10 protein-coding genes are annotated in these 16263 nt (G+C 67.3%); 3 read left to right on the top strand and 7 right to left on the bottom strand.

The genetic code is table 11. The features are described 5' to 3' along the window. Positions 1–56: 56 nt before the first annotated feature. Positions 57–2891, bottom strand: coding sequence for a TonB-dependent receptor (locus AAFF32_RS04225; RefSeq protein ID WP_342316579.1), 2835 nt, complete (start codon positions 2889–2891; stop codon positions 57–59). 38 nt (positions 2892–2929) lie between these two features. Then, positions 2930–3868 (bottom strand): helix-turn-helix transcriptional regulator, encoded by a 939-nt coding sequence (locus AAFF32_RS04220; protein ID WP_342316577.1) that lies wholly within the window; start codon positions 3866–3868, stop codon positions 2930–2932. Positions 3869–4030: 162 nt separating this feature from the next. On the opposite strand from AAFF32_RS04220, the gene cls reads away from it, so the two are divergent. Further along, positions 4031–5458: a cardiolipin synthase gene (gene cls / locus AAFF32_RS04215; protein ID WP_216964671.1), complete on the top strand. Its 1428-nt coding sequence runs from the start codon at positions 4031–4033 to the stop codon at positions 5456–5458. 79 nt (positions 5459–5537) lie between these two features. Beyond that, positions 5538–8993 (top strand): PAS domain-containing hybrid sensor histidine kinase/response regulator, encoded by a 3456-nt coding sequence (locus AAFF32_RS04210; protein WP_342316576.1) that lies wholly within the window; start codon positions 5538–5540, stop codon positions 8991–8993. A 3-nt stretch (positions 8994–8996) separates the two neighbouring features. Here AAFF32_RS04210 and AAFF32_RS04205 read toward each other — a convergent pair whose 3' ends face one another. The 5 genes from AAFF32_RS04205 to acs form a co-directional block, all read right to left on the bottom strand. Next, positions 8997–10325 carry a sorbosone dehydrogenase family protein gene (locus tag AAFF32_RS04205; protein ID WP_342316575.1) on the bottom strand — a complete coding sequence of 443 codons (1329 nt, stop codon included), beginning with the start codon at positions 10323–10325 and terminating at the stop codon, positions 8997–8999. Positions 10326–10412: 87 nt separating this feature from the next. Continuing rightward, positions 10413–10856, bottom strand: a complete 444-nt coding sequence (locus AAFF32_RS04200) for a VOC family protein (RefSeq protein WP_216964677.1) — start codon at positions 10854–10856, stop codon at positions 10413–10415. A 30-nt stretch (positions 10857–10886) separates the two neighbouring features. Then, positions 10887–11711: a helix-turn-helix transcriptional regulator gene (locus AAFF32_RS04195; RefSeq protein ID WP_342316574.1), complete on the bottom strand. Its 825-nt coding sequence runs from the start codon at positions 11709–11711 to the stop codon at positions 10887–10889. A gap of 48 nt (positions 11712–11759) precedes the next feature. After that, complete coding sequence (locus tag AAFF32_RS04190; protein WP_216964681.1) at positions 11760–12428, bottom strand: response regulator transcription factor; 669 nt, start codon at positions 12426–12428, stop codon at positions 11760–11762. A 156-nt stretch (positions 12429–12584) separates the two neighbouring features. Next, a complete protein-coding gene (gene acs / locus AAFF32_RS04185; protein WP_342316573.1) occupies positions 12585–14537 on the bottom strand; it encodes an acetate--CoA ligase in 1953 nt (650 codons plus the stop codon). Positions 14538–14780: 243 nt separating this feature from the next. Here acs and AAFF32_RS04180 point away from each other — a divergent pair, with 243 nt between their 5' ends. Beyond that, complete coding sequence (locus tag AAFF32_RS04180) at positions 14781–16256, top strand: DcaP family trimeric outer membrane transporter (protein WP_216964684.1); 1476 nt, start codon at positions 14781–14783, stop codon at positions 16254–16256. Positions 16257–16263: the final 7 nt, after the last annotated feature.

The raw sequence follows: 16263 nt of genomic DNA, 5'->3' as shown, positions 1-16263 counted from the left end.
CTACGGCCCCTTTCGGGGCCGTAGCTTTTTTGCTTGTTACTGGGCAACAACGAGTATCAGAAGCGCTGACGATACTGCAGGTAGTAGAACGCACCCGGCAGGTCGTACTGCGGATCGAACTGGTTGTACGGCGCCTTCAGTGAGAGCGGTGGCTCCTTGTCGAACACATTGTTGGCGCCTAGCGCGACAGTCGCATTCCACGGCGTGTTGTAGCGCACCTGGATATCGTGGTACGTCACGGCGCCCAGGTGGTTGCGCGGCTCCGGACCGTCGGCAGTGACGCGGTCAGGGTCAGAGCAGTAAGCCCTGGCGTCGTTGCTGCCGCCCGCGTACGGGCACTCTTCTTCCAGACCGGACTTATATCGCATGCCCCACGTCGCGCCCCAGTCGCCCATCGTCCAATCCAGGGAGAGGTTCGATTTGATGCGCCAGTACGGGTCACGCGCGAAGTACAACCCTTGCCGATGCTCCTCAACCGAGTCGGCCGTGGCCTGGGTGGCCCAGTCGGAGATGTAGGAGCTATCCCAGGTGATCGAGAACTTACCGAACGAGGTTTCCGGCAACTTGTAGTGAACCGTCATATCCCAACCCTCGACGTTATACGACGCGAGGTTCAGCAGCGGCATCCTCAGATGCGTGATGATGTTCGGATCGCCTGGATATGCGGGATCTCGAGAATAGAGGCCACAGTAAACAGCCTGCTCACCCGGCGTTCCCGCGTAGCACTTGTCCAGGATGAACTCCGCATCGGGACGAATGATGGCGTTGTCGATCTCGACCTTCCACCAATCCAGCGAGATGTCGAAACCCTCCAGCCAGCTCGGGTTGTACACGAAGCCCAACGTGCGGGTCTCCGAGGTTTCCGGTCGCAGCTGCTGGTTCGACGCCCAAGTGAAAGGCTCCAGCGTCTGGCGCGAGGAACCGTCGCCCGGCTGCTCGAACGTGATCGGAACGCCCTCTGCATTGCATCGGGCCGCGATCTGCGGATTGCCGCGCATACCCGAGTGCGAGGAGCACGGGTCGATATAGCTCTCGAACGAGTCGGAGTCGCCCGCGAACAGATTGTTGATCGTCGGAGCGCGGAAGCCCTGTGACCAGTTTCCGCGGATCAGCAGGTCGTTGATCGGCTTCCAGCGGAAGCCGAACTTGCTGTTCAGCGTATCGCCAAAGTTCGAGTAGTCCGAATAGCGCGTAGCCAGCGAGAAGTCGAGCAACTTAGCGCCAGGCATGTCCGCCAGCACGGGCACAGCCAGCTCGAGATAGGCCTCGTCCAGCGAGTAGCCACCGGCCGTAGGCTTGGTGCCGTTGCCGGTACTTAATCCTGCGGCGATGAATGCGTCCGGATCGAACTGACCGCTCTCGGTGCGATGCTCGTAACCGGTGGCGAACGCAAGCGGGCCGGCCGGTAGGTCAACGATGTCGCCGCTGACGTTGGCGTAGTAGCTCTTCGAAGTGACGCGGCTGGAATCATGCGCAGTGAATCCGGTGAAATCCAGCGCCCCCTGCGAGAGGCCGCCCAGCCCAGCCAGAGGGTCCATCGGCACGCAGCCTGCGATCACATTGCCTGCGCTTCCGCACTTCACGATGCCGTCGGCGTCGCGGAATGACGGACCATAAGCGGCCTCAATCGCCCCCACATTGAACAGACCATAGGTCAGATCGTTCTCGTCGGTGCGGTCGTACCGGTATCCCATGTCCCAATCGAATGGGCGGTCAGCGACATCGAAAGAACCTTCGAAGCCACCGTAGAAATGCCAGTTCTTGACGTTCTGATTGAAAGATCGACCACCGGACTCTTGAAAGCGGCGGTTGACGCTTCCCACCAGATCGACCGCGCCACCTGGCACGCTCCCATTGTACTTACCGTTCGGGTTCGTCGGGTTGTAGTAGCTGTCCGCCGAAAGTGTCATGCCCGTGACCGGCATTGCGGCGAGCAGTTGCTCCGAAATGCGTTCGTTGTAGAGCATCTCGGTCTTGAAGCGCACATCATCTGTGATGTCGTAGTTCGCCTGGGCGAACAGAGACGTACGCTCCTGAGGTGTCAAAAGGTAGTTGTCGGGCGCCGTGTTATAGCCATCTACCGACGAAACATACCGGACCGGTCGGCCTTGTGCGTTCAGGACATAGCGCTTGTTGTCGGCCGGATTCACGAACGATCCCGGAAAGCCCGTGCCCGATTGGCCACCGAAGAACGGGGGGCCGCCAGCGGAGATCTTGCGATCGCCAGCCATCACGGCCTCTTCCTTCACATACGAGGCTCCGATCATCACGTTGCCGCGATCATTGCCCGTGCCGATGGTGAAGTCGTACGCCTGGCGCTCGCCGTCACCCTGTTGGTATTGGCCAACGTAGGCACCGGCCTCGGCGCCTTCGTAGTTCTTGCGCGTGATGATGTTCACCACGCCGGCGATTGCGTCGGAACCGTAAATCGTCGAAGCGCCGTCCTTCAGGATCTCCACGCGCTCGATCATCGCCACCGGAATCGTGTTGAGATCGACAGTGCCTGACATGTCCTGAGTCCAGCGACGGCCATTGACCAGCACGAGAGTACGACTCGCGCCGAGGTTACGAAGGCTGATCCCCGAGGAGCCGTCACCGCCGTTGTTGAACGTCGAGTTCAGCGCGGCGCCGTTGCTCGAGATGCGCTGGAGCACGTCGGCGACCGAGGTCACGCCCTGTTTCTGGATCTCAGCGCGGGTCAACGTGAGGATCGGCTGCGAGGTCTCGACGTCGGCGCGCTTGATACGCGACCCCGTCACCTCGATCTTGTCCAGCGTGGTCGCGTCCTTGCCAGATTCCTGCGCCATGGCGAACGCCGGCGACAGCGCGATCGCGATGCCCGCCGGCAGCAGGCCGACGCGCACGGCGGTGCGCAAACTACGATGCTTCATTTCTCTCTCCAGATATCTGTTATGGGCGCGTTAAAGCGCTACGAAACCTTATGGCCCGAGTGCGCCGCGACGGTTTCCCGTGCGTAGCGGACGCGCTCGCGACTCGCGGCAATGTGGTTTGCGCGCGAAGGGGCGCACATTTGCGCAGTGGGCTGTTCGCTGTGTGCGATCGAGTTTCGGTAGTCCGATGCGGTCATGCCGAAATGCGCGCGGAAGCTGCGGGCGAAGCTGCAGTTGTTGTCGAAGCCACTGGCGATGGCGACCTCGCCGATGGTCATCGGTGTGGTCGACAGCAGGTTCGCCGCGTGTCGCAACCTCAGGTTGGCGCAGGCGGCCTGCGGGCTTTCGCCGTACAGGCGGTGGAACACCTTGGAGAAGTACCACATGGAGAACTGGGTGCGTTCGGCCAGTTCGGAGACGCGGATGATGCGGTCGCAGTTGCCTTCCATGAACAGTCGCGCGCGCTGCATGCGCTCGAACACCTGGCGCTTGCGGGCCAGCGAGGCCCCCGGGCACTGCGGGATGCGGCTGCGGTCGTCGCCCTGCATGGCCTCCAATGCCAGCAGCAGCGAGCGCACGCGCGCCTGGTAGCCCGTCGCGCCGGCCGTGGCTTCGGTGTGGCGTGCGGCGCGGTACCACGCGCGCGCGATCGACCGCGCCTGCGCCGCCGGCACCTGCCCAAGGCCGACGTGAAGGTCGAAGCTGCCGAAACGCGTCATGGCCTTGAGCGCTTCGTCCGACACGGCAATGCCGATGCACACGCCCTGCGCGTCGGCCTGGACGAGCGGGGCGGAATCGCGGGCGAAGGCGATCCAGTCGCCGGCGCGCAGGTAGAAGCGGCCTTCCTTCGCCTCGACCCAGGCGCTGCCGCGCATCTGGATCCAGATCGACAGCTCCTGCCCGTGGAACTCCACGCTGCCCAGGCGCGAGGCGCCGACGCAACGTGTCCACTGGCCTTGCGCCGGGCCGATGCGCAATAGGTGTCCCCGGTCAGCCCACTTTGCCTTATCCATGAATCTTCATGTCGTGTGAGGGTCCCGCAGGCTGATCGAGCAACGCGAAGGCCGCCACGTGAGAAATTCGCAGGCAGGATCAGCACGTTTTCCGGCCCGATGCGGGCATCCCGGTCTCATGCTCCAATGCCGCCCATGGGCATCGAACTGCACCCGGGCTATTGGCTGTTGCTGCTCGACTGGCTGATCCGCCTCGCCGCACTGGCGTGGATTCCGGTGAAGAGTCCGCCCGCGGCGGCGCGCACCTGGCTGCTGCTGGTCGGCTTCCTGCCGCTGTTCGGGCTGCCGCTTTATCTGCTGCTTGGCCACCCATGGCTGGCGAAGCAGCGCCGGCAGCGTCAGGCCCTGGCGTCGCAGCTGATCCGCGACCGCCAGCGCGACCTGTCCATGCTGCGTTGGACGCCGGCGGCGCACGGCATGTCGGCCGACATCGCGCGACTGGCCGAACGCCTGGGCGATTTCATGCCGATGCACGGCAACACGGTCGCGCTGCTGGACGATTACGACGCGTCGCTGGCTTCGCTCATCGCCGATATCGACGCCGCGCAGGACGAAGTCCACCTGCTCTACTACCTGATGTTCGACGACCACGTCGGCCAGGCGGTGACGGCGGCACTGATGCGCGCCAGTGCGCGCGGCGTGCGCTGCCGGCTGCTGCTCGACGCCGTGGGCGCCAAGCCCGGCCTGCGCGCGTTCGCCCGGCCGTTGCGCCAGGCCGGCGTCGACGTGCGCGCGATGCTCGCCGGCGGACTGCGCTGGCGCAGCCTCTCGCGCATGGACCTGCGCAACCATCGCAAGCTCGCCCTGATCGACCGGCGCATCGGCTACATCGGTTCGCAGAACCTCGCCGACGCGGAGTTCGTGCGCGAGCGTCCGAATCGTGAGCTTGTCGCGCGCGTGCAAGGCCCGGTGGTGCGGCAGATCGCGGCGCTGTTCGCCAGCGACTGGCTGATCGAGACGGGCGATCGGCTGGTGATCGGCGAATTCCCCACCCTCGTCGAAGGCAGCACACCGGCGCAGTTGCTGCCGAGCGGCCCGGCGTATCCGTTCGAGAACGCACGCAACGTGGTGGTCGCGCTGGTGCAGCGCGCTCGCAAGCGCGTGGTGCTCGTCACGCCCTACTTCGTACCTGACGACATGACGCTGGGTGCATTGCGCGTGGCGGCGCTGTCGGGCATCGACGTGCAGCTGGTCCTGTCGATGAGCAACAACCAGCGCATGACGCGCTGGGCGCAGCGTTCGTACTACGACGAGCTGCTCAAGGCCGGCGTGCGCATCGCGCTGTACCGGCCGCACTTCCTGCACGCCAAGCACCTGAGCGTGGACGACGAGGTGGCGCTGATCGGTTCGATCAACCTCGATTTCCGTTCCTTTGCGCTCAACGCCGAGGCCGGCCTGCTGTGCTACGACCCCGCCGTGGTGGCGCGCCTGCACGAGGTGGAGCGCGATTACCTCGCCGACGCCCAGTGGCTGGACCTGCACGACTGGCGCCGCCGGCCGCGCTGGCACCGCAGCGTGGAGGGCATGGCGCGGCTGGCCGATTCGCTGATGTAGGGCGGCCGGGCGCCGGGGCCGCGCCTGGCCGACGCCGGCGTTCTACACTCGCCATGTCTACCTGCGAGGCGGGCCTTACGTGATTCCGGGCTGGATTCTGCTGCTGGTGTCGGCGGGCTACGTCGGCGTGCTGTTCGCGGTCGCCTATTTCGGCGACCAGCGCGAGACCACGCCGCGCGCGCGCTGGCTGCGGCCGGCCGTCTATTCGCTCGCGCTGGCGGTGTACTGCTCCTCGTGGACGTTCTACGGCGCGGTGGGCACGGCCGCGCGCACGGGCCTGGGCTTCCTGCCGATCTACCTGGGGCCGCTGCTGATGCTGGCCTTCGGCTGGCGGATCCTGGAGCGGCTGGTGCTGATTTCCGGCGAGCACCGCATCGTTTCCATCGCCGACTTCCTCTCCTCGCGATACGGCCGTGCACCGGGGCTGGCGGCGCTGGTCGCGTCGGTGGCGTTGACCGCGGCTGTCCCGTACGTCGCACTGCAGTTCAAAGCGGTGGCGATGAGCGTGGAGGTGTTGGCCGACGTCCCCAGCGATGCGGGGCTGCTCTCGGACCCCGCGTTCTACGTGGCGCTGCTGCTGGCGGCGTTCGCGATCTTGTTCGGCACACGCCAGATCGACGCGACCGAGCACCATCGCGGCATGGTCCTGGCGATCGCGCTGGAATCGCTGGTGAAGCTGCTGGCCTTCCTCGCCATCGGCCTGTTCGCGCTGATGCACCTGCCGGGCACGGGCAACCTGATGGAACGCATGGTGCAGGCCGCGCCGGTGGTGATGGCGCCGGGGCTGCCGGCGGGATTCGTCGCGCAGACGCTGCTGGCCTTCACCGCCATCGTCTGCCTGCCGCGCCAGTTCCACGTCGCGGTGGTCGAATGCCAGGACCCGTCCGACCTGCGCCCGGCCCGCTGGCTGTTCGGCGGTTACCTGGTGCTGATCTCGCTGCTGGTGGTGCCGATCACGCTGGCGGGGCAATCGCTGCTCGCCGGCAGCGGTGCATCGCCGGACACCTACGTGCTCGCCCTGCCGCTCGCGCTGCAACAGGAGACGCTGGCGCTGATCGTGTACATCGGCGGGTTCTCCGCGGCCACGGGCATGGTGATCGTCGCCAGCGTGGCGCTGGCGACGATGGTGAGCAACGATCTGGTCATGCCGCTGCTGCTGCGCGGCGGTGCACTGCACGAGAGCCAGGGCATCGACAAGCAGGTGCTGTGGGTGCGTCGCATCACGATCTTCGTGCTGGCGATGATGGCCTACGGCTATCACCGCGGCTCGGCCTACTACGCCGAAGGCGAGGACACGCTCGCGCAGCACGGACTGCTGGCGTTCGCGGCGGTGGCGCAGTTCGCGCCGGCGCTGATCGGCGGCCTGTACTGGCGGGGCGCGAGCCGTTCGGGCGCATTCGCCGGTCTGTTCGCGGGCACGGTGCTGTGGCTCTACACGCTGCTGTTGCCGGCGCTGGCGCGCGGTGGCTGGTTTGGCAGCGGCTGGATCGAGCAGGGCCCGCTCGGCGTGGACTGGCTGCGGCCGGAGCAGCTGTTCGGTCTGCACGGGTGGGATCCGCTCACGCACGGTACGTTCTGGTCGCTGCTGTTCAATGTCGGCGTGTTCCTCTTCGTGTCGGTGCGACAGCGCCCGCGACTGCAGGAGCAGCTGCTCGCCGCGCCCTTCCTCGATCCCTACGTGCAGCGCCCCGCGCTCGGTCCCGGTGGCTGGGCCGGCAGCGTTCGCGGCGGCGAACTGCTCGCGCTGGCCGAGCGCATCGTCGGCGAGCGCCATGCGCGTCGTGCATTCGAGGAATACGCCCAGCAACAGGGCCGCGCATGGCAGCCCGAACAACCCGCCGACCGCGCGCTCGCGCAATTCACCGAGCGCCTGCTCGCCTCCGCGATCGGCGCGGCGTCGGCGCGCCTCACGCTCACCACCGCGTTGCGCGGCTCGGGCATGGAGCTGGGCGAAGTGGTCGCGCTGCTCGACGAAGCGAACCAGGAGCTGCGCTTCAACCGCCAGATCCTTTCCACCACGCTGGAAAACATCAGCCAGGGCGTGAGCGTGGTCGACGCGGAGATGCGCCTGGTCGCCTGGAACCGGCGTTATCAGGAGCTGTTCGAGTACCCCGACGGCATGCTCTATGTCGGACGGCCGGTGAACGACCTCATCCGCTGGAATGCCGAGCGTGGCGAAATGGGACCGGGCAGCATCGAGGACCAGGTGCGTCGTCGCCTCGCCCACCTGCGCGCCGGCGCGCCGCATGTGTTCGAACGCGTGCGCGCCAACGGACAGGTGATCGAAATGCGCGGTCGCCCGCTGCCCGGCGGCTACGTCACCACCTACAGCGACGTCACCGACTACAAGCGCGCCGAACAGGGCCTGCGCGAAGTCAACGAAACGCTGGAGCAGCGCGTGGAACTGCGCACGCGCGAAGCCGAAGCGGCGCAGCAGTCCAAGACGCGCTTCCTCGCCGCGATCAGCCACGACGTGCTGCAACCGCTAAACGCCGCACGGCTGTTCGCAAGCGCGCTTCGCGAGACGCCGGACGCCGTGGAGCAGGCGCACCTGGCCGAACGCGTCGACGCCTCGCTGCGCGCCGCCGAGGACCTGCTCGACGGTCTGCTCGACATCTCGCGCCTGGATGCCGGCGCACTGCGCATCGAGATCACCGACTTCGACGTCAACGAGCTTCTGCGCGAGCTCGTGGCGCAGTACGCGCCGGTGGCCGCCAGCCGTGGTCTGCAACTGCGCGTGCGCGCGCCGGACACACCGCGTCCGGTGCGCAGTGACCGCCGCCTGCTGCGGCGTGCGCTGCAGAACTTCCTGGCCAACGCGTTGCGCTACACGCGCGAAGGCGGCGTGCTGATCGCCGCTCGCGTGCGCGATGGCGCGGTGGAATTGCAGGTGTGGGATACGGGGCCCGGGATTTCCGAGCATCACCTGTCGCAGATCTTCGACGAGTTCCGCCGCTTCGAGCAGCCCAGCACTGCGGGCGAGCGCGGCCTCGGCCTGGGCCTGTCGATCTGCCAACGCGTCGCGCGCACGCTCGAACACCCGTTGCGCGTGCGATCGCGCGTCAACATCGGCAGCGTGTTCTCGATCACCGTGCCCTTCGGACGCGCGATGTACGCCGCGCCGACGCCCGAGCCGCACCTGGTGATGGGCGGCGATTCATTGGCCGGACTGCGCGTGCTGTGCGTGGACAACGATCGCGAGATCCTCGACGGCATGCGCAGTCTGCTGCAACGCTGGGGCGTGGTGCCGCTCACCGCCGCCAATGCCGACGAAGCGCTGGCGCTGTTGTCCGAGCATCCGGACGTGGCGCTGGTGGACTATCACCTGCACGACCGTCTCGATGGGCTCGGCGTGATCGATGCGCTGCGTTCGCAATGCGGACGTCCTCTGCCCGCCGCGTTGCTGACCGGCGACGGCAGCGACGCGCTCAAGCTCGCCGCGCGCGAGCATAACTGCCGCGTGCTCACCAAGCCCGTGAAACCGGCCTCGCTGCGCGCCTTCCTCGCCGCGCAGCGTCAGGCCGTGCAGGTGTGACCCTCAGCGCGAAGCACTCACGCGCCACACGGCGTTGCCGACGTCGTCGGCGACCAGCAGCGCACCGTCGCGTGCGATCGCCACGCCGACCGGGCGACCGCGCGCGTTCTCCTGCGCATCGAGGAAGCCGGTGAGCACGTCCACCATCGTGCCGCGGGGTTGTCCATTCGCGAACGGCACGAAGACCACCTTGTAGCCCGACAGCGGTTTGCGGTTCCAGGAGCCGTGCAAGCCGACGAAGGCGCCGTCGGCGTAACCGTCGCCCAGTTTCTGCCCGCGCGCGAAGGTCAGCCCCAGCGGCGCCACGTGCGAACCCAGCGCGAGATCCGGCACGCGCGCACGCGCCACCAGGTCCGGCTTCTGCGGCTTCACGCGCGCGTCGACGTGCTGGCCCCAGTAGCTGTAAGGCCAGCCGTAGAACGCATCGGCATCCACGCGCGTGAGGTAGTCGGGCACCAGATCGCTGCCCAGTTCGTCGCGCTCGTTCACCACGGCCCACAGGGCGCCGGTGTTCGGCTCCCATGCCAATCCAACGGGATTGCGCAGCCCGCTCGCGAACACGCGCCGCGAGCCCGTGGCCGGATCGATGACGAGCACGGCGGCGCGGTCGATCTCCGCCTCCATCCCGTTGTCGGCGATGTTGCTGTTGGAGCCCACCCCGACGAACAGCTGCTTGCCGTCCGCAGAGGCCACCAGGCTCTTGGTCCAGTGATGGTTGAGCTGGTCCCCGCTGCCGGGCAGGTCGAGCACCTTCTGCGGGGCGGCGCTGGCCTGCTGCTGCCCCGTGGTGTACGCGAATCTCACCAGCGCATCGGCATTGGCCACGTACAACGTGTCGCCGACGAGCGCCATGCCGAAGGGCGAGTTGAGTCCCTGCGCGAAGACAGAGCGCGTTTCCGCGACGCCATCGCCGTCGGCATCGCGCAGCAACGTGATTCGGTTCGCGCTGGGCACGCCGGAGCCGGCACGCTTCATCACCGATCCCATCACCTTGCCCTTGATCCCGCCGATGCCACGCTTGCCCGGCGGTGCGTTGCTCTCGGCGACCAGCACATCGTCGTTGGGCAGCACGTACAGCCAGCGCGGGTGATCCAGGCCGCTCGCGAATTCCTTCACTTCAAGGCCCGCGGCCGGCACCGGCATCTCGCCCACGCCCCATCCCTTCGCGGGCGCGATGTGCACGGTGGGAATCGCGGAGGATTCCGGCGCCGCGAGCGTCGGCTTCTTCCCGGTGTCTTCGCCGCCACGCAGTTGGGCCTCACCGCCGCAGCCGGCCAGGCTTGCAAACAGTGCGAAGGCGATGGCTTTTCTCACGGCATTCACGGCGCGCATCCGCTACGGAATCGGTCTGCAGCAGTACGCCAGACGGCGTGGATCGGACGTGATCGGTGCAGGCTGCGGTTCAGCGGGATGCGTGGGTCAGCACGGCTCGGTGAGCGCGACGAAACGCCGCTGCATCTCCTGTGCGGTCACGTCCTCGATGCTGTGGCCGATGTTCCAGCGATGGCCCGCAGGGTCGCGCACCACGCCGGAGCGCTCGCCGTAGAACTGGTCGCGCGCAGGCATCACCAACTCGCCGCCGCGGGCCAGGGCGCGCGCGATCACCGCATCGGCGTCGTCCACATGCACATGCAATGTGACGCACGACGGTGCCGACGCCTGCGGCGGCGCGATGCCGTACTCGGGGTACGGCTCGCACAGCATCAGCGTGGTGCCGGCCAGCGTGACTTCGACATGCCCCACGCGTCCGCCGCTGTCGACCAGGCGCAGTGTTTCCTGCGCGTCGAAGACCTCGCGATAGAACGCGACGGCCGCATCGGCATCGGGCACGCACAGGTACGCGAACAGCTCACGGGTGCTCATGGTCGGTCTCCGCAATGAAGGTGGCCCACGCTATCGCGCGGTTCCGCTACGGTCTTGAAGGAAATTGACCTCAACGTGGCGGCCACCGGCCGGATTGCCGGCCCGGTATGTCTGCGGCGTAAGTCCCGAGAGCGCACGGAATTCGCGCCCCAGGTGCGCCTGATCGCTGTAGCCGGCGGCGAACGCGACGTCGGCGAGCGCGCGCTCCGGCATCAGCGCGAGCGCGCGCCGGAAGCGCAGGACGCGCGCGTACTCCTTCGGCGACAGCCCCGTCGCGGCGCGGAAGCGCAGGAGGAAATGGCGATGGCTGAGGCCGCTGTCGGCCACGGTCTCGCGCACGAGCCGACCTTGACGCAACGTCTGCATCGCGCGGGCGATGGCCGGATGCATGGCGCGGATCGGCCGCACCTGCGCAAGCAGCGCCTGCTGCAGCACGATCGCCCGGTGCTCTGCACCGTCCGCGCACGCCAGGCGATCGCGCAGGCGCTCCACGTCGAGCGGATTCCACAGGTCTTCGAGCGCGACGTGTTGCCCTTGCAGTGCATCGGCATCGCAACCGAACAGCGCCTGCATCGCACCGGGACGCAGTACCGCGCCGACGGACGCAGCGCCATCGACGTGTTTCGCGTAGAAGCCGTCGCGTGCCCCGGCCAGCGTCGCCGTACCCGCGCATCGGCCGTGCGCATCGGACGCATCGCGATAGAGCCGCAACGGCGCGTCGAGGCGAACCGACAGGTGCATCGTGCCGGACGGCAGTACGTGTTCGCGATGCGGCGCCACATGCAAGGAAGCCTCACGCGACCAGACGGCCTGCACGAAGGGGCGCAATGCGGCGATGGGGCGCGACGGGCGCATGGTGCGGAGCCTACACCCGGGGCGGGCAAGGCGCCGTCGCGGAGCGGGTCAGTCGACTTCTTCGGGCGGGGGCACGATCGCGCTGGGGTCCAGCGCGAGGCGGCCTGCGATCAGCACCGCCTGGGTGCGGTTGCTGGCGCCGAGCTTGCGCAGGATCGCGGTGACGTGCGCCTTCACGGTGGCCTCCGACACGCCCAGCTCGTAGCCGATCTGCTTGTTGAGCAGACCCGCGCCGAGCATCTGCAACACGCGGAACTGCTGCGGCGTGAGGTCGCGCAGGCGTTGCGCGGCGTCGTGCTCGTCGGCATGCGCGGCCGGCGCGGACAACGCCACCGCCGGCGCCCAGCGGTCGCCGTCGAGCACGCGCGTGATGGCTTCGCCCAGCGTCGCCGCGTCGGCGGATTTTGGAATGAAGCCGACCGCACCGTGGTCGAGCGCGCGACGCATCACCGTGGGTTCCTCGCGCGCGGACACCACCACGATGGGCAGCTGCGGATGCAGCGCGCGCAGGTGCACCAGCGCGCTGAAGCCCTGCGCGCCGGGCATGTTGAGGTCGAGCAGGAGCAGGTCGGCGTCCGGCTCGGCTTCGACCAGCGTGTAGAGCGCCTCGACGCTGTCGGCCTCGCGCAGCTGCGCGTCGGGCAGCACGCGCGCGACCGCGCCGCGCAGGGCTTCGCGGAACAGCGGGTGGTCGTCGGCGATGAGGAGTGTGGGCATGGGGTTGGCTCGTCATTCCCGCGAAGGCGGGAATCCAGGTATCAGAGTCGACTCCGCTCTCCGGCGGGTGTGACGCGGTTCGAGTTGGATCCCCGCCTTCGCGGGGATGACGCAGCGTGCCAGATACGCTGTCTGCGCAGAATCGTCAGCCGCGCCTCACGGCACGCGCCGTTCCTTCACCAGCGATTCCACCACGCTGGGGTCCGCCAGCGTGCTGGTGTCGCCCAACTGATCCGGCGCGTTCTCGGCGATCTTGCGCAGGATACGGCGCATGATCTTGCCCGAACGCGTCTTCGGCAGGCCCGGCGCCCATTGCAGATGGTCCGGCGTGGCGATGGGGCCGATCTCCTTGCGCACGTGCGCGATCAGCTCCTTGTGCAGTTCATCGGTCGGCGCCTCGCCGGCGATCAGCGTCACGTAGGCGTAGATGCCCTGCCCCTTGATGTCGTGCGGGAAGCCGACCACCGCCGCCTCGGCGACCTTCGGATGCGAGACCAGCGCGCTTTCCACTTCCGCCGTGCCGATGCGGTGGCCGGAGACGTTGATGACGTCGTCCACGCGGCCGGTGATCCAGTAATAGCCGTCGGCGTCGCGACGGCAGCCGTCGCCGGTGAAGTACGTGCCCGGGTACGTGCGGAAGTAGGTATCGATGAAGCGTTGATGGTCACCGTAAACGGTGCGCATCTGGCCCGGCCAGGAATCCAGCAGCACCAGGTTGCCCTCGGCCTCGCCTTCCAGGCGCGTGCCGTTGGCGTCGACCAGCGCGGGCTGGATGCCGAAGAAGGGCTTGGTCGCGGAACCGGGCTTGAGGTCGATCGCACCCGCCAGCGGCGTGATGAGGATGCCGCCGGTTTCCGTCTGCCACCACGTGTCGACGATGGGGCAGCGTGAATCACCGACCACTTCGTAATACCAGCGCCACGCCTCCGGATTGATCGGCTCGCCCACGGTGCCCAGCAGGCGCAGCGAGGCGCGCGAAGTCTTCTGCACCGGCTCGTCGCCGTCGCGCATCAGCGCGCGGATCGCGGTGGGCGCGGTGTAGAAGATCGTGACCTTGTGCTTGTCGATCACTTCCCAGAAGCGCGACACGCTCGGGTAGTTCGGCACGCCTTCGAACACCAGCGCGGTGGCGCCGTTGGCCAGCGGGCCGTAGACGATGTAGCTGTGGCCGGTGACCCAGCCGACGTCGGCGGTGCACCAGTAGATGTCGTCCTCGCGCAGGTCGAACACCGTCTCGTGCGTGTAGCTGGCGTAGGCGAGATAACCGCCGGTGGTGTGCAGCACGCCCTTGGGTTTGCCGGTGGAACCGGAGGTGTAGAGGATGAACAACGGGTCTTCCGCGTTCATGCGTTCGGGTGCGCATTCGGCCGGCTGGTCGTCGACGACAGCGTCATACCAGCGGTCGCGCGGCATCTGCATGTCCACCGCCGAGCCGGTGTGGCGCACGACGAGCACGGTCTCGACCGTGTTGGTGCCGGGCATCTTCAACGCAGCGTCCACATTCGCCTTCAGCGGCACCTTCTTGCCGCCGCGCAGGCCTTCGTCGGCGGTGATGATGAGCTTGCTCTGGCAGTCGGCGACGCGGTCGGCGATGGACTGCGGCGCGAAACCGCCGAACACCACCGAGTGGATCGCGCCGACGCGTGCGCAGGCGAGCATCGCCACCACGGCCTGCGGGATCATCGGCAGGTAGATCGTGATGCGATCGCCCTTGCGCACGCCCAGCGAGCGCAGCGCGTTGGCGAGCTTGCACACGCGCTCGTGCAGCTGGCGGTAGGTGACGTGCTCGGCGGGCTTGGCCGGATCGTCGGCCTCGAAGATCAGCGCGGTCTTGTCGCCGCGTTCGGCGAGGTGGCGGTCCAGGCAGTTGACGCTGGCGTTGAGCTCGCCGTCCTCGTACCAGCGGATGTGGAAATCATCGAGGTTGTAGCTGACATCCTTGATCTTCGTGGGCGCGACGAACCAGTCCAGCCGTTTGGCGACCTTGCCCCAGAACGCCTCCGGATCCTTCACCGATTCGGCGTACTGGCGCTCGTAGTCCTCGCGCGTGACGCGGGCCTTGGCGGCGAAGTCCGGATCGATCGGATAGACGGTGGCGGGGTGGTTCATTGGCGTGCTCCGGGACAGCGTCGAAGTCATGGGCGAAGGGCATTCCCGCCGCCGCGCGGGCGGCCGGCACGCCAGTGTGCCGCATTCGCTGTTAAGCCTCATCCGGCGGGGTTTAGACGTTAGTCGTAAAGCACCGCGCCGGGGCTGCGTCTACGACCAATGGGGAATGGTTGTGCAGTGCGATGGCCCAGCAGGCTCGCTGGAGCCGAGCATCGGGCCCGGCGTTCCTTTGGGAGGGGAATCATGTCCGCAAGCATTGCCACGACGTCGAAGGCCGCGACGCCCCGTCGCCGCCCGCTCGCCGCCGCATTGCTGGTCGCGCTGGCGTTGCCGGGGATGGCCTTCGCGCAAACGGCGAAAGAAAAGGAGCTGGAGGCGCGTGTCGCCCAGCTCGAAGCGATGGTCCAGCAGCTGGTGGCGCAGCAGCAACAGCAGCAGAGCCAGATCAGCGAAGTGAAGACCGCGCAGGCCGCCGCGCCGGCGACACCGGCCGCACCGGCCACGGCAACGGCGGGTGCTCCGAAGGTGCAGCCGATCCAGACCACGACGATCACGCCGAACGCGAACCCCGGGACGCGTTTCTACTACGGCGGCTTCATCAAGCTGGACGCCTCGGTCACCGACACCAACGACGGCGACATTCCCGACGGCACGGTCGGTCGCCTGTTTTACGTGCCCAAGGCGATTCCGGTCGGCGGCGGGCATCTGGCCGAAGGCGGCACCGACACCGACATGGGCGTGAACTTCTCGCGCTTCTGGTTCGGCGCCGACACCGACCTGGACAGCGGCGACAAGCTCAAGGCGTACCTGGAGTTCGACCTGTTCGGCGGCGGCAGCACTGCCTTCACCGGCAACGAGATCGCCACCAACACCTACGCGCTCACGCTGCGCCAGGCGTACGTGCAATGGAACAACTGGCTGGCCGGCCAGACCTGGAGCAACTTCCAGGACACCGCCGCGCTGCCCGACACGGTCGACTTCCTCGGCCCGACGGAAGGCACGGTGTTCGTGCGCCAGGCGCAGGTGCGTTACACCAACGGTCCGTGGTCGTTCTCGATGGAGAACCCGGAAACGGTGTTCACGCCGTTCAACGGCAACATGGCGCAGGTCGCCGGCGACGACGGTCCGATGCCCGATTTCACCGGGCGCTACACGCTCAAGGGTGATTGGGGCCACTTCGGCATCGCGGGCCTGGTCCGGCAGCTGAAGTACCAGGCCGCCGGCGTCGCCGCCACGCCGACCGCGCCGGCGCGTCCGGCCGTGGAAGACGAGAGCACCGGCTACGGCCTGAGCGTCTCGGGCAAGTTCAACCTCGGCAAGAACGACGACATCCGCTACATGATCACCGGCGGCAGCGGCATCGGCCGTTACCTCGGCCTGGCGCTCAACAACGACGCCGTGCTCGATGCGCCGGACACCAACCCGAACCGCGGCCTGGACAACATCGACGTCATCGCCGGCTTCGTCGGCTGGCGCCATGTCTTCAGTCCGAAGCTGCGCACGAACCTGTTCTACTCGCGCGCCGAGTACGACCAGGACACGGACTTCACTGGCCTTGGCATCACCAAGGGCGCGCAGTCGGCGCACTTGAACCTGATCTACACGCCGCTGCCCAAGCTCGATGTCGGTGCGGAGCTGATCTGGGGCCAGCGTGAACTCGAGAACGGCGACCGCGGCGACCTCAATCGCCTGCAGACGCACGTGAAGTACAACTTCTAAGGGGCAA

Source organism: Lysobacter sp. FW306-1B-D06B (assembly GCF_038446665.1).
In the GTDB taxonomy this organism is placed as follows: domain Bacteria; phylum Pseudomonadota; class Gammaproteobacteria; order Xanthomonadales; family Xanthomonadaceae; genus Lysobacter_J.
This window is presented reverse-complemented; position numbering and strand designations above follow the sequence as displayed.

Coding starts and splice junctions, on each gene's coding strand:
- AAFF32_RS04225 (WP_342316579.1), bottom strand. CDS start 2,891: ATGAAGCATCGTAGTTTGCGCACCGCCGTGCGCGTCGGCCTGCTGCCG.
- AAFF32_RS04190 (WP_216964681.1), bottom strand. CDS start 12,428: ATGCCCACACTCCTCATCGCCGACGACCACCCGCTGTTCCGCGAAGCC.
- AAFF32_RS04200 (WP_216964677.1), bottom strand. CDS start 10,856: ATGAGCACCCGTGAGCTGTTCGCGTACCTGTGCGTGCCCGATGCCGAT.
- cls (WP_216964671.1), top strand. CDS start 4,031: ATGCCGCCCATGGGCATCGAACTGCACCCGGGCTATTGGCTGTTGCTG.
- AAFF32_RS04205 (WP_342316575.1), bottom strand. CDS start 10,325: ATGCGCGCCGTGAATGCCGTGAGAAAAGCCATCGCCTTCGCACTGTTT.
- AAFF32_RS04195 (WP_342316574.1), bottom strand. CDS start 11,711: ATGCGCCCGTCGCGCCCCATCGCCGCATTGCGCCCCTTCGTGCAGGCC.
- AAFF32_RS04180 (WP_216964684.1), top strand. CDS start 14,781: ATGTCCGCAAGCATTGCCACGACGTCGAAGGCCGCGACGCCCCGTCGC.
- acs (WP_342316573.1), bottom strand. CDS start 14,537: ATGAACCACCCCGCCACCGTCTATCCGATCGATCCGGACTTCGCCGCC.